Source organism: Rhodobacteraceae bacterium S2214 (assembly GCA_025141675.1).
In the GTDB taxonomy this organism is placed as follows: domain Bacteria; phylum Pseudomonadota; class Alphaproteobacteria; order Rhodobacterales; family Rhodobacteraceae; genus Yoonia.
On the sequence record CP081161.1, the window covers coordinates 491797 to 505712 of the forward strand.

The 13916-nt window shown below is 53.7% G+C and carries 15 protein-coding genes; 14 read left to right on the top strand and 1 reads right to left on the bottom strand.

From position 1 onward, the window contains the following. Positions 1–34: 34 nt before the first annotated feature. The 7 genes from K3729_02225 (at position 35) to K3729_02255 (ending at position 6892) form a co-directional block, all read left to right on the top strand. The gene (locus K3729_02225; GenBank protein ID UWQ99635.1) at positions 35–703 is read left to right on the top strand and encodes a hypothetical protein; all 669 of its coding nucleotides are present in this window, start codon (positions 35–37) and stop codon (positions 701–703) included. A gap of 288 nt (positions 704–991) precedes the next feature. Continuing rightward, a complete protein-coding gene (locus K3729_02230) occupies positions 992–2728 on the top strand; it encodes an ABC transporter substrate-binding protein (protein UWQ99636.1) in 1737 nt (578 codons plus the stop codon). 89 nt (positions 2729–2817) lie between these two features. Continuing rightward, a complete protein-coding gene (locus K3729_02235; GenBank protein UWQ99637.1) occupies positions 2818–3882 on the top strand; it encodes an ABC transporter ATP-binding protein in 1065 nt (354 codons plus the stop codon). Continuing rightward, positions 3882–4958, top strand: coding sequence for an ABC transporter ATP-binding protein (locus K3729_02240; GenBank protein ID UWQ99638.1), 1077 nt, complete (start codon positions 3882–3884; stop codon positions 4956–4958). The genes K3729_02235 and K3729_02240 overlap by 1 nt, the downstream gene beginning before the upstream one ends. Next, positions 4955–5818 (top strand): sugar ABC transporter permease, encoded by an 864-nt coding sequence (locus K3729_02245; protein UWQ99639.1) that lies wholly within the window; start codon positions 4955–4957, stop codon positions 5816–5818. Before K3729_02240 ends, K3729_02245 begins: the two co-directional genes overlap by 4 nt. After that, on the top strand, positions 5815–6612 hold the full coding sequence (locus tag K3729_02250; protein ID UWQ99640.1) for a carbohydrate ABC transporter permease: 798 nt from the start codon (positions 5815–5817) through the stop codon (positions 6610–6612). The genes K3729_02245 and K3729_02250 overlap by 4 nt, the downstream gene beginning before the upstream one ends. A 1-nt stretch (position 6613) precedes the next feature. Then, on the top strand, positions 6614–6892 hold the full coding sequence (locus K3729_02255; GenBank protein ID UWQ99641.1) for a DUF2160 domain-containing protein: 279 nt from the start codon (positions 6614–6616) through the stop codon (positions 6890–6892). A 129-nt stretch (positions 6893–7021) separates the two neighbouring features. Here the strand turns inward: K3729_02255 and K3729_02260 are convergent, their stop codons facing one another. Then, positions 7022–7513: a hypothetical protein gene (locus tag K3729_02260; GenBank protein UWQ99642.1), complete on the bottom strand. Its 492-nt coding sequence runs from the start codon at positions 7511–7513 to the stop codon at positions 7022–7024. A 144-nt stretch (positions 7514–7657) separates the two neighbouring features. Between K3729_02260 and K3729_02265 the strand changes: the two genes are divergently transcribed. The 7 genes from K3729_02265 (at position 7658) to K3729_02295 (ending at position 13666) form a co-directional block, all read left to right on the top strand. Beyond that, complete coding sequence (locus K3729_02265; GenBank protein UWQ99643.1) at positions 7658–8053, top strand: BlaI/MecI/CopY family transcriptional regulator; 396 nt, start codon at positions 7658–7660, stop codon at positions 8051–8053. After that, positions 8043–9167 (top strand): M56 family metallopeptidase, encoded by a 1125-nt coding sequence (locus tag K3729_02270; GenBank protein ID UWQ99644.1) that lies wholly within the window; start codon positions 8043–8045, stop codon positions 9165–9167. Before K3729_02265 ends, K3729_02270 begins: the two co-directional genes overlap by 11 nt. Positions 9168–9248: 81 nt before the next feature. Next, positions 9249–10169 (top strand): ABC transporter ATP-binding protein, encoded by a 921-nt coding sequence (locus tag K3729_02275; protein UWQ99645.1) that lies wholly within the window; start codon positions 9249–9251, stop codon positions 10167–10169. Continuing rightward, on the top strand, positions 10166–10927 hold the full coding sequence (locus tag K3729_02280) for an ABC transporter permease (GenBank protein ID UWQ99646.1): 762 nt from the start codon (positions 10166–10168) through the stop codon (positions 10925–10927). The genes K3729_02275 and K3729_02280 overlap by 4 nt, the downstream gene beginning before the upstream one ends. Before the next feature lie 40 nt (positions 10928–10967). Further along, positions 10968–11762, top strand: coding sequence for a S49 family peptidase (locus K3729_02285; protein UWQ99647.1), 795 nt, complete (start codon positions 10968–10970; stop codon positions 11760–11762). Positions 11763–11930: 168 nt separating this feature from the next. Continuing rightward, positions 11931–12890: a calcium/sodium antiporter gene (locus K3729_02290; protein UWQ99648.1), complete on the top strand. Its 960-nt coding sequence runs from the start codon at positions 11931–11933 to the stop codon at positions 12888–12890. Further along, the gene (locus K3729_02295) at positions 12890–13666 is read left to right on the top strand and encodes an SDR family oxidoreductase (GenBank protein UWQ99649.1); all 777 of its coding nucleotides are present in this window, start codon (positions 12890–12892) and stop codon (positions 13664–13666) included. Before K3729_02290 ends, K3729_02295 begins: the two co-directional genes overlap by 1 nt. Positions 13667–13916: the final 250 nt, after the last annotated feature.

Consider the following 13916-nt stretch of genomic DNA (forward strand, 5'->3'; position numbering starts at 1 on the left):
AGATGAACGCCTGTTCTGCTTTGGGGTGTTCATCATGACAATATTTCGTACCTACGCCGCACTGGGATGTCTGACTGTTCTCGCTGCATGTGGCGGATCGTCGGGATCGGGTGTTTTATCTACCTCTGGCCCGATCAGCATTCAGGACGTCAACGCTGCGGGTGACGCTTATTTCAGGTTTGCCGCAGATGGTTTCATGGCGCTTGATCAAGCGGCGTTGGAAGCGCAAGGATCGGCGTCTTATGACGGGTATATGCTGGCGGTCCCGAACGGGTCGTCTGATGCGTTGGTCGGGCGGGCGCAGATTGATGTGACCTTCACAAACGGTGGTGATCTCTCGGGTGATGTGCGTGATCTTGTGCTTATCCCCGAAAATGAAGACGTCGTTGCGATCCTACGCGCCGACCCCGCAGACGGCTACACTCCGATCGGTGACGCGACAGCGCTGACGCGATTGTCTGGTGAATTGGACCTATCTGGCGGGGAACTGCGCGGGTCGAGGATTGATGTCGATGTGTCCGGGACTGTGGATATTCCTGGCGCCGCATTTGATGCGCGCCTCAGCGGCACAGAGACATTTGATGTGAGTGGAAGCCTGCAGAGTCTGGTCGCCGAGACGGGTGAATTTGTTGGACAGGGTTCGCTATTTGCGCGTGGGTCAAGATTACAATTCAACCTAGGGGCTGTTGTGTTTGCTGAATAATTCTGCGCGGTGACCTAAAGTAATTGGCTGGAGAATGACACATAAACTGGGTCATTGTTCGCGACAAAACGGCGTGGTTAGGCCAGTTATTGCTTCTTCATACTGAGGGCGCTGTGCTGTTTTTGATAAGATTATCACCCCAATCACACCGGAATAAATAATATAAAACAGTGTCTTAAAAGAAATATCATCAACTACTAATATTTTAGTTTGACAAAACACGCCCGTCGCGACGACAGTAGGGTGTCGGCGAAATCCGGCTCATAACATCTTTAGGGAGGAGAAAAGATGCGTAAGTATCTGCTCTCCGCAGTTGCGGTTTCAGCCGTGGTTGCGGGGTCCAATAGCGCTTTGGCTGATGAAGCCGCAGCACAACGTTGGATTGATCAAGAATTCCAGCCATCCACATTGTCCAAAGACGATCAGATGGCCGAAATGCAGTGGTTTATTAACGCTGCAGAACCGTTTTCTGGCATGGAAATCAACGTCCTGTCCGAAGGCATCCCGACACATTCCTACGAAAGCGAAGTCCTGACAAAGGCGTTCGAGGAAATCACGGGCATCAAGGTAAACCACCAAATTTTGGGTGAGGGCGAGGTCGTTCAGGCCGTGCAAACCCAGATGCAAACGAACCGGAACCTGTATGACGGTTACGTCAACGATTCCGATTTGATCGGCACACATTCCCGTTTGCAGCAGGCCTATAACCTGACGGAACAAATGGCGGGTGACTGGGCGGCGACAACGTCCCCGACGCTTGATTTGCCTGACTTCATGGGCAGCCAGTTCACCACTGGTCCGGATGGCAATCTGTATCAGTTGCCGGATCAGCAGTTTGCGAACCTGTATTGGTTCCGCAAAGACTGGTTTGACAATGCTGATTACCAAGCAGCGTTTGAGGAAAAGTATGGCTACCCATTGGGTGTACCAGTCAACTGGTCCGCTTACGAAGATATCGCCGAGTTCTTTAGCAACGACGTGAAAGAAATCGACGGTGTCGCAATCTATGGTCACATGGATTACGGCAAACGTGCGCCTGACCTTGGTTGGCGGATGACGGATGCGTGGCTGTCTATGGCAGGTGCCGGATCGAAGGGCGAACCAAACGGTGTGCCGATCGATGAATGGGGCATCCGCATGGAAGAGGGCAGCTGTAACCCAGTGGGTGCATCTGTCACACGTGGTGGTGCGGCGAACGGCCCAGCAGCTGTTTATGCGATCCGTAAGTGGGACGAATGGCTGCGGGCATATGCGCCTCCGGGTGCTGCGTCTTATGACTTCTACCAGTCTTTGCCAGCATTGGCCCAAGGCAACGTGGCCCAGCAGATCTTCTGGTACACAGCGTTCACAGCCGACATGGTTGCCCCGCGATCCGCAGGTAACAACACGGTGGACGAAGAAGGCACACCGCTTTGGCGTATGGCCCCATCCCCGCATGGTCCATACTGGGAAGAAGGTCAGAAAGTCGGCTACCAAGACGTGGGCAGCTGGACGTTCCTGAACTCTACACCGTCTGATCGTGCGCAGGCTGCTTGGCTTTATGCCCAGTTCGTCACATCCAAGACTGTGGACGTGAAGAAATCCCACGTAGGTCTGACATTCATCCGCGATTCATCTGTGAACCACGAAAGCTTTAGCGAACGTGCACCACAGTTGGGTGGTTTGGTTGAATTCTACCGTTCTCCGGATCGTGTGGCTTGGTCCCCAACCGGCATCAACGTGCCTGACTATCCAAAGCTCGCGCAGATTTGGTGGCAGCAGATTGGTGACGTGAATTCTGGCGCGTTTACACCGCAAGAAGCCATGGATCGTCTGGCCGAAGAAATGGACATCACCATGGGTCGTATGCAGGCAGCTGATGAAGCCGCCAATGTTTACGGCGGATGTGGTCCACGTCTGAACGACGAACAAACTGCGGAATACTGGTACGCAAACGGCGGCGCAAAGCCACCGCTTGAGAACGAGAAACCGCAGGGTGAAACCGTCAACTACGACGAACTCGTTGCTCGCTGGGCGGCACAGTAACCTCCCTGTTGGGCATCTGCCTAACGCACGCTGGGGCCTTTTCATTGGGGCCCCAGCACTTACGACACATCTGACCGGCAAGGGCCGTTATGACACTCCAAGTAAATGATATTTCCAAAGTGGTTGGTGGGCAGACCCATATCAAACCAACGACTTTGACGCTTGAGACAGGCCATTTCAATGTCCTGCTTGGGAAGACCGGATCGGGCAAAACGTCACTGATCAAAATGATGGCCGGACTTGATCCGATTGCCAGTGGCCAGATCATCATGGAAGGCCAAGACGTGACCAAGCTGACGACGCAAAAGCGTAACATCAGTCTCGTCCATCAGTTCTTTGTAAATTACCCGCACATGACCGTGTACGACAACATCGCCTCGCCGCTGAAAGTGGCTGGGATGGCGAAGTCGGAAATTCAGGGTCGCGTGGAAGAAGCCGCAGATATTCTGCAATTGCGCCCGATGCTGCATCGCAGGCCACATGAATTGTCCGGTGGGCAGCAACAACGCACCGCGTTGGCCCGTGCGATTGCAAAGGAAAGCCGCGCAGTGTTTCTGGACGAACCGCTAGCGAACCTTGATTACAAACTGCGTGAAGAATTACGCGAACAGCTCCCCGAACTTTTCGCAGGTCGCGGCGCGGTCGTGGTTTACGCAACATCCGAACCAGAAGAGGCATTGCTGCTGGGCGGCTACACCGGATTGATGGACGACGGAAACGTCGTCCAGTTCGGCAAGACTGCCGAGATCTATCGCACGCCCGGATCGCTGATGGCCGCTTCTGTATTCTCTGACCCGCCGATCAACACGGCCGTGGTGAAGAAATTGGGCGATACTGTTTCGATGGGCGACGCGACTTGGCAAGCCGCAAATGGGTTGGTCGATGGCACCTACACGATGGCTGTCCGTCCGCATCACGTCACACCTGTGGCTAGCGCCCAGAATACCGTCGCGCTGTCCGGTAAGGTGCTTGTGACGGAATTGTCCGGCTCGGAAAGTTCTGCGCATTTCGCGATGCCGGGGGCGGATTGGGTGTCGCTGGCACATGGCGTCCACCCCTATGAGATCGGCGAAGATCATCCATTCTACCTTGATCCGACCGCCTGCTTTTACTTCGCGCCTGACGGGTCGCTTGTCATAGGGGAATCCGTCTGATGGCCAAGATTACACTATCTAAACTGCGGCATAGCTACATGCCCAACCCGAAATCCCCTGCTGATTATGCCTTGAAAGAGATTGATCTGGATTGGTCCGATGGCGGTGCTTACGCCCTGCTTGGTCCGTCTGGTTGTGGCAAATCTACGTTGCTCAACATCATTTCTGGCCTGTTGGAACCGTCCGAAGGGCAGATCCTGTTCGACGGCAAAGACGTGACCGCGTTGCCGCCTGATCAACGCAATATCGCGCAGGTATTTCAGTTTCCGGTGATCTACGACACGATGACTGTTTACGATAACCTTGCCTTCCCGCTGCGCAATCGCGGTGTTGCCGAGGACCGCGTGAAGCAACGCGTGACCGAGATTGCAGAGATGTTGGAAGTCACGGAAATGCTAGGGGCGAAGGCGGCTGGTCTGTCGCCTGACAACAAACAAAAGATCTCCATGGGACGGGGATTGGTGCGGGACGATGTCAATGTGGTGATGTTCGACGAACCGCTGACTGTCATCGACCCGCATCTGAAATGGAAGCTGCGGAGCAAGTTGAAAGAGCTGCACCAAAAAGTGCGCGCGACGATGATCTACGTGACGCATGACCAAACCGAAGCGTTGACCTTCGCCGACCAAGTGGTCGTGATGCAGGACGGCGAGATTGTGCAGATCGGCACGCCGGTTGAGCTGTTTGAACGGCCAGCACATACCTTTGTTGGCCACTTCATCGGATCGCCCGGAATGAATGTTCTGGATGCAGAGGTCCGCGATGGCGGCGCGTTCTTGCAGGGTCATCATGTGGGTCTGGAAGGCACAATCAATACAAATGCGGGCACACCGCAGATCGGCGTGCGGCCAGAGTTTGTGACGCTTGGCGATACGGGCCTGCCTGCAACGGTGCGCAAAGTGTCCGACATTGGACGGCATAGCGTTGTTGAGGCGATGATCGGCGATACAGCCGTGAAAGCCGTGACCGAAGGCGCTGTTCCCGAAAAAGGCGCCGCTGTGCACCTGCAATTCCAACAAAACCAGACGCGACTTTACCGTGACGGCTGGCTTGCCACGACGGGGAAAAACCCATGAAAACCGAATCCCAAAAGGCGTGGTTCTTCGTGCTGCCAGTCCTACTGCTGGTCGCCTTCAACGCCCTGATCCCGATGATGACCGTGGTAAATTATTCGGTCCAAGAAACATTCGGTAACAACGTCTTCTTCTGGGAAGGCCTGCGTTGGTTCGAAGAATTGCTGCATTCCGAACGCTTTCACGCGGCATTAGGGCGCCAGTTCCTGTTCACGGGCATTATCCTCGCGATCGAGGTCCCGCTAGGCATCATCATCGCCCTGTCCATGCCGCGCCAAGGCATGTGGGTGCCGGTTTGTCTTGTCCTTATGGCACTACCGATGTTGATCCCGTGGAACGTGGTTGGCGCGATGTGGAACATCTTTGCGCTGCCTGACATCGGCTTGCTTGGCTATTTCATGAACACGACGCTTGGCATTGACTATGACATGACGCAAAGCCCGCTTGCAGCGTGGGCCACGATTATCACGATGGATGTGTGGCACTGGACGTCGCTGGTTGTCTTGCTATCTTACGCAGGCCTCGTGTCGATCCCGGACGCCTATTACCAAGCGGCCAAAATTGACGGCGCATCGCCCTTCAAGGTGTTCCGCTACATTCAATTGCCGAAGATGAAACAGGTCCTGACCATCGCGATCCTGCTGCGGTTTATGGACAGCTTTAACATCTACACAGAGGTCTTCGTGATGACCGGTGGTGGGCCCGGTAATTCGACCACATTCCTGTCGATTGATCTGGTGAAAATCGCACTTGGTCAGTTTGACCTTGGTCCGGCGGCTGCCATGTCACTGATCTATTTCGCGGTCACGCTGCTGGTCAGCTGGTTATTCTACACACTTATGACGAAGGATGACGCGCCATGAAAAAGCGTAATCTGATCCCGATTATCTACATCTTGTTTCTGCTGTTGCCGATCTACTGGCTGGTGGCGATGTCATTCAAAACCACGAACGAAATCCTCGCGGGGTTCAGCCTGTTCCCGCAGACGTTCACGGTGGAGAACTACACGACGATCTTCACCGATCCGACGTGGTACTGGGGCTACATCAACTCGATTATCTATGTGTCACTGAACACGGTAATCTCCATCGCGGTGGCCCTGCCTGCGGCCTATGCATTCAGCCGGTATCGGTTCTTGGGCGATAAGACATTGTTCTTCTGGTTGCTGACCAATCGGATGGCGCCGGCTGCGGTCTTCGCCTTGCCGTTCTTCCAGCTATATTCTGCGGTCGAATTATTCGACACCCACCTTGCCGTAGCTTTGGCGCATTGCTTGTTCAACATCCCGCTGGCGGTGTGGATTTTGGAAGGCTTCATGGGCGGCGTCCCGAAAGAGCTGGACGAAACCGCCTATGTCGATGGCTACTCCTTCCCGCGCTTTTTCATGACGATCTTCTTGCCGTCAATCAAAGCGGGTGTTGGGGTCGCGGCGTTCTTCTGCTTCATGTTCTCGTGGGTGGAACTGCTGCTGGCGAAAACCTTGACGGCGGTGGACGCGAAACCAATCGCTGCAACAATGACGAAAACGGCGTCCTCTGCGGGGTACGAGCTTGGACTGTTGGCCGCGGCTGGTACGCTCACCATTATTCCGGGCGCCATCGTGATCTATTTTGTGCGCAACTACATTGCGAAGGGCTTTGCCCTCGGGAGAGTTTGATATGTTGACTTGGATGGCATGGACGTGGCCAACGGCACTGTTCTTTATCGGGTTGTTCAGCACAATGGGCGTGATCACCTTCATCGAAATCCGCTACCCCGGCACGTCAGAACGCAAAGGGGCGCTGGGGCTGACGACAACACGGGGTGACAGGTTGTTCCTGTCCCTGCTCGGAACCGCCTATATCTTTCTCGCATGGCTGTTCTTTTTCGGCATGCCGCTCTGGGGGCCGCTCGCGATCAGCATCGCATGGGGCGTGTTCTGTTTCTGGAAGGTTTGATGCAGAGATGGACGACAAACAGCTTTGACGTATGGGTTGCGGGTTAAGAGAAAGACGAAAGCCGGGCGATCGTGTCGTATGCAGCGAATGACGGCTTGGAGCCCTGACTCGCCAGCACCTAGACCGCGCTCAGCGGTTGATGAGGCAACCATTCTGATTGAACGCGATTGTAGTGAACTGGTTGGGGATAGAGAATGGGCCAGGTTTAATAATGGCCATTATCGCGCTGGTCGTCCCCGGTGGAACGTTGCTCGGCAAAGCCTTATTAGCACCTTCGCCGGTTAGATGATGTTGGATGTCCAGTGAGATTATCGCAGCTTCAAATGACTGTTTTGATGCACATCCATGAGCTGCCGCCAGAGAGTAAAGTTGCAGAAATGAACTCTGGCGCTTTGCATTTTGCTTTAGTACAGAAATCTCGACTGCTTGATATGCAAGAAGTACAGCCATTGCGAAGAACACAACGATGATCGAATATTTCATCATTAGTACTTCGTACGGAACCGAACCAAGAAATGCAATTAGTCGGTCTAGCCTAAGGGCAGCAAAGTCCGCATTGCCGACCTTTGTGCTGTTATCGGTTTGGCCTGAAGATGCTCGCCACTTGGGGCGTCGTTGCATAACGCAACGCCTTAGGGCCCGAACCGCAGCTACCGTGCGATGGTGCAAAGTTGTTGGGTAGCTCACAAAAAACTTGGTGATACGAAAGTCTTAGTATTTAATGCCTCAAGGGAGAGAGCAAACCAGACAAGAGCGGGATCACCCATGCGGCAAAAGAAAAAGAGCGAGTTTCTGACTGAGGTCGAGCTAGAGTTCATGACTGAACTTTGGGCGCTTGGTGAAGGAACAGTGCGCGATGTGCTGGCCCAATTGGCGCCGGACCGCGACCTTGCTTACACATCCGCCGCCACGATCCTGCGGATTATGGAACAGAAGGAATTTGTCACAAGCGAAAAGCAGGGCAAAACTTTCGTTTATAAACCGGCCTTGGCCAAAGATGCCTACCAGACAAAAACGCTCCAAGACCTGTCGAACAAGCTGTTCGATGGGACACCGGCGTCGATGGTTGCGCGTTTGGTGAATGACAAAGGCATGTCTGAAGCAGCATTGGAAGAAATACGGGCGTTATTGGACAGGAGATTGACTGATAATGACCCCTGAACATCTGCTAAGCGTTTATATTGACACGAATATCGTTCTACTGACCGTGGCCGCGGTCTGGTTCTTTGCCAAACGCCTGATCGCACGAACGCCTTTGAAAACGGCGTATTTGACACAGCTTCATCTGCTTTACGGGTTGATCGCGATGGTCGTCGTATCCCCGATTGTGATTTACGGCATGGATATGGGCCAGCGGCTGGGCTGGCTGTCTGGGCCAACCGGCATTAGCGTGTCCGACTTCCTTATTTCCCAATATTTGCACGGCAACATCGCGATGACCCCGTCGAAGTTCGAGCATCTGTTGATGATCCGGACCGAACTGACCCATGAGATCGCATCGATGACAAGCTGGCTTGGCTATGTCGTGCTTGGCAGTTTGTCCGCAGGTTTTGCAATCATCGTCGTCCGCAATGCCCGTGACACGGTGCAGCTGATGGGGATGATCCGTCGCAGCTATGTCTTGCGCCGCATTGGTCGGATTGATGTCCGTTTTACCCATGAAACTTGTGTGCCGTTCTCGACACGTGGCCTGTTCCGTCATTACATCGTGCTGCCAACCGGCTTGCTGGCCCAAAGTAATGATGTTCGCATCGCTGTCAGCCATGAAATCCAGCATGTGCGCCAACGCGATCTGACGTGGGAAATCGCGTTGGAATTGGTCCGCCCGTTCTTCTTTTGGAACCCTGCCTTTGCGTATTGCAAACGCGATGTGGAACGCATCCGCGAACTGGCCTGCGATCAACAGGTCTTGGGCCGCAACACGCATCCGATCCGCGATTATTGTGAATGTCTATTGCGTGTCTGTCAGACCAGCCTCATGGGCGACCGCACTAACCAGATCATCACGCCAAGCGTGCCCTTCGTGCAGATCGACAAACGGGCAAACGCGAGCCACACGGAAAGCTTTCTGAAAACGCGCATTATGTCCGTGCTTGATGACGAACACCCGCAGAATACCCGACATATGGGGTCTGTGCTGATGTTGTCGCTGTTCGCTGTTGTGGTTTGCGCGACGATTGCGCTGCGCCCTGTTAATGACTGGAGCCATGACAGGCTGATGTTGTCGACAATCGTGAACCTTGAACGGTTGAATAGTCGCACTGTTAGTCCGTGAACATATGTCTGTGCGGCCGGAGCTCTTTTCCTTTGGATGATGCGACATTAGGATCCACCTAACACCATACAGGGGCGCTTCATGTCATCCATTGTTTCCGTGCGCGATTTGCGCAAAGCCTATGCCGGCGGGTTTGAGGCGCTGAAAGGCGTGTCGCTTGAAATTGAAGAAGGCGAAATTCTCGCACTTCTCGGGCCAAACGGGGCCGGTAAAACCACACTGATTTCAACGATTTGCGGGATTACGGTTCCAACATCCGGGTCTGTTGCGGTTGGCGGTCACGATACACAGACCGATTTTCGCAAAGCGCGCGATCTGATCGGTTTGGTTCCGCAAGAGATCAATCTTGAACCGTTCGAAACGGTCATGAGCACGGTGCGCTTTACGCGTGGTTTGTTCGGCAAGCCGCGTAACGACGCGTATATCGAACAAATTCTGAAAGATCTGTCTTTGTTCGATAAGAAGGACAACAAGATCATGATGTTGTCTGGCGGTATGAAGCGCCGCGTGTTGATTGCCAAAGCGTTGGCGCATGAACCGCGTGTCTTGTTCTTGGATGAACCAACCGCAGGCGTGGACGTCGAGCTGCGCAAGGACATGTGGGACGTGGTCGCGAAGCTAAAGCAAAGCGGCGTCACGATAATTCTAACGACCCACTACATCGAAGAAGCGGAAGCTATTGCAGACCGTGTTGGTGTGATCGCAAAGGGCGAAATCCTATTGGTCCAGGATAAGGCCGACTTGATGGCCCAGATGGGGCAAAAGCAGTTGAAGATCGAAGTGTCTGAACCAGTACCATCGGTTCCAGCAGCCTTGGCCGGTTACGCGCTAGAGGCAGACGGGACGACACTCACTTACACCTACGACACCAAAGGTGAACGCACCGGCATCACCACGCTTCTGAATGATCTGCAAAAAGCGGGTATTCAGATGGTAGATATTCAGACCGAACAAAGCAGTCTTGAAGACATCTTTGTTGGTCTTTTGAAGGAAGACGCATGAACCTGATAGCTATCCAGTCGATCTACCGCTTCGAAATGGCGCGGTTCTTTCGGACGTTGACCCAATCGTTGATTTCGCCAGTCATTTCGACGGCACTTTATTTCGTTGTTTTTGGCGCAGCCATCGGTAGCCGCATGGAAAACGTCGAAGGCGTGCCATACGGCGCGTTTATCGTTCCTGGCCTGATCATGTTGACCGTGATGACCCAAGCCACGTCAAACGCGTCGTTCGGCATCTATTTCCCCAAATTCATCGGGACGATCTACGAACTATTGTCCGCGCCTGTGAACTTCCTAGAGATCACTATCGGCTATGTTGGGGCGGCGGCGACGAAGGCGTTGATTATCGGGATGATTATTCTGGGCACGTCCTACCTGTTCGTTGATATCACCATCGCCCATCCGCTTGCGATGCTGGCGTTCTTGTTCCTGACAGCACTCAGTTTTGCGCTGCTGGGTTTCATCATCGGCATTTGGGCGGGCAACTTTGAACAACTTCAGCTGATCCCGCTATTGGTTATCACACCGCTCGTCTTCCTTGGCGGGTCATTCTATTCGACGTCGATGCTGCCGCCAGTTTGGCAGACCATCACGCTGTTTAACCCGGTGCATTACTTGATATCCGGTTTCCGTTGGTCGTTCTTTGGTGTGGCTGACGTGCCGGTTGGCATCAGTTTGATCGCGATTGCGGTCTTTACGGGGGCCTGTGTCACCGCAATCTGGTGGATATTCCGCACAGGTTGGCGCATTCGGCAGTGACGCCCTTGCTGGACGGGCAGCCGCGGCCTATTTGAGGGGGATGAAACGCTTTATCCCCTTTATGAAGTCCGAACCTGTCGTGTCAGTTGTCCGCCTGCAAGGCGCGATCACCAATGGCGGGCGCGGTCTGGATGACGTCAGCCTCGCACCAGTGTTGGAAAAAGCCTTTACCAGAGGCAAACCCAAAGCGGTCGCTTTGCAGATCAATTGTCCGGGCGGATCGCCTGCGCAATCGTCGTTGATCGCAGCACGTATTCGCAGGCTGGCTGACGAAAACGATTTGCCCGTCGTGGCCTTCGTCGAAGATGTGGCCGCGTCTGGTGGGTATTGGCTTGCCTGCGCGGCGGATGAAATCTTTGTCGATGAAAGTTCGATGACCGGATCTATCGGTGTAATCACTGCCGGGTTTGGGCTAGACAAAGCGATCAGCAATTACGGGATCGAACGGCGGGTACATACGGCTGGGAAATCCAAATCGATGCTGGACCCGTTCAAGCCTGAAAAAGAAGAAGATATCACGCGGTTGAAAGGCTGGCTGGAAGAATTGCATGGCATTTTCATCAGCTACGTTAAATCGCGGCGCGGCGACAAACTGTCCGACAATCCTGACCTGTTCACGGGCGAAGTCTACTTTGGCCGGAACGCGATCAAAGAAGGGCTGGTTGATGGACTTGGCCATCTGGTACCTGTGATGAAGGACCGTTTTGGCGAAAAAGTCCGGTTCCGCAAATACGGCGAAAAGAAATCGCTGTTGTCACGGTTTGGCATGTCGATGATGCAAGACGCCGTTTACTTGGCAGAGGATCGGGCAGCATTTGCACGATTTGGCCTCTGAGTGATTTTTAAAATTATTCTCCTCTTTCTTGCTTTCATGGCTGTGTTAGCCATGTTCGGAAAATGGCGGTTTCCGGGGCAGGAACAACTCGCAGCGGCAAAGTGTAAAAGCTGCGGGCGTTACAGAATTGGTAAAGGCCGTTGTGCCTGTAAGAAAAGGTAGAACGGAATGGATTGGGTGTATGTCGTCGTAGGGCTAGTTATCCTACTCTTGGCGGGTGATAGCCTTGTCAAAGGTGCGGTCAACATGTCGCTACGTTTGGGCGTCCCTGCCTTGATCGTATCGTTGACAATTGTTGCTTTCGGTACCTCTGCACCAGAGCTTTTGATCTCTATTCAGGCGATTTGGGACGGCGTACCGGGTTTGGCGCTTGGCAACGTTGTCGGATCAAACACGGCCAACGTTTTGTTGGTGCTTGGTATTCCGGCGCTTTTGGCTGTCATGCACACCAGCGAATGCGACACGCGCAACAGCTACCTTCAGATGATCGCGGCGTCGGTTTTGTTCATCGTGCTTTGTGCGATGGGTCCTTTGACTTGGGTATCTGGTATCATCCTGTTGGCAGCACTAGCCGCGATGCTGACGTACGCCGCAATGTCAGCGAACAAGCACCGCAAACAATCCTCCGAAAGCGCAGCTGAAGAGGATGAAGAAGAAGAACTAGAAGGCGCTGACCCGAACCTTGGTTGGGGCAAAATTGTTGGTTTTCTGGTGTTGGGCCTCGTTGGTCTGCCGCTTGGCGCATCCCTTCTTGTCGATGGATCGGTGAACATCGCGCGTCAATTCGGTATTTCCGAAACAGTCATTGGTCTGACATTGATCGCGATTGGGACGTCATTGCCGGAACTGGCTACGACTGTGATGGCTGCATTGCGCCGTCAGGCAGACGTGGCTTTGGGCAACGTTATCGGATCAAACATGTTCAACTTGCTTGGAATCATGGGCGTCGCGTCACTTGTCGGTACGATCCCTGTTGATCCGCAGTTCCTGTCGTTTGACTTGTGGGTCATGCTGGGCGCGTCGTTGTTGTTGATCCCGTTTGTTTTCATGAAAGTGGATATCAACCGCACGTGGGGCGTGATGTTGTCGGCTGCCTATGTGGCGTATCTGCTGTTTGTTCTCGCCTGATGCCGGGGGCGCTAGTCACAGGCGCTGGTGCCAGACTGGGCCGCGCGATGGCGCTGTATTTGGCGCGCCGTGGGCACGACGTAGCGGTACATTACGCGTCGTCTGACAAAGGCGCGAACGCTGTCGTGGATGAGATTAAGGCCCTTGGCCGGAACGCGGTCGCCATCCAAGCGGATCTGCTGGATGAAAACGCGACACAGGGCCTGATCGGTCGTGCTGTCGATGCCATCGGCCCGCTGTCTGTTTTGATCAACAACGCGTCTATCTTCGAACATGATGATCTGAAAACAGGGACTCGTGACAGTTGGGATCGCCACGTTGAAACGAACCTGCGTGCGCCATTCGTGTTGACCCAAGGATTTGCAGATCAAGCGCCGAAACCAGAGCTCGACGCGCGCGACGAACCTGTCGCACAGGCGCTGATCATCAATATGTTGGACCAACGCATCCACAAACTGACACCTGAATTTGCGTCATATACAATCGCGAAAATGGGGCTTTGGGCGTTGACCCAAACGTCGGCACAGGGGCTTGCGCCAAAGGTGCGCGTGAACGGGATCGGACCTGGTCCAACGTTGCAGGGCGCGAACCAATCGCAGGCGCAGTTTGATCGACAGCGGGCTGCGACGGTTCTGCAGCGTGGCGCAAATCCCGATGACATTACAGCGGCTTTGGGTTACTTTCTGGATGCCAAAGCTGTGACCGGACAGATGCTAAGCGTCGATGGTGGCCAGCATTTGGCGTGGGAGACACCTGACGTAGCGGGAGTTGAGTAATTGAAACGGCCCCAAAATTGAGACTCGGCCCGCAAAGTTGTGCACTACGCGTTTGTTCCGTTCACCAATGTAAATATTTTATGAATAAAATCAGTAATTTGCCAATAGGTAAATAAAATATTCATAAATAACAAGGCATTAAGAATGTGCCTAAAAATTAGGCAGATACATGAACACCCCTAAAAACAACGAAAAATCCGGTGTGTTAACGTTTTGCCCACTGACTTATCCACAAGACTCGTGGATGCCT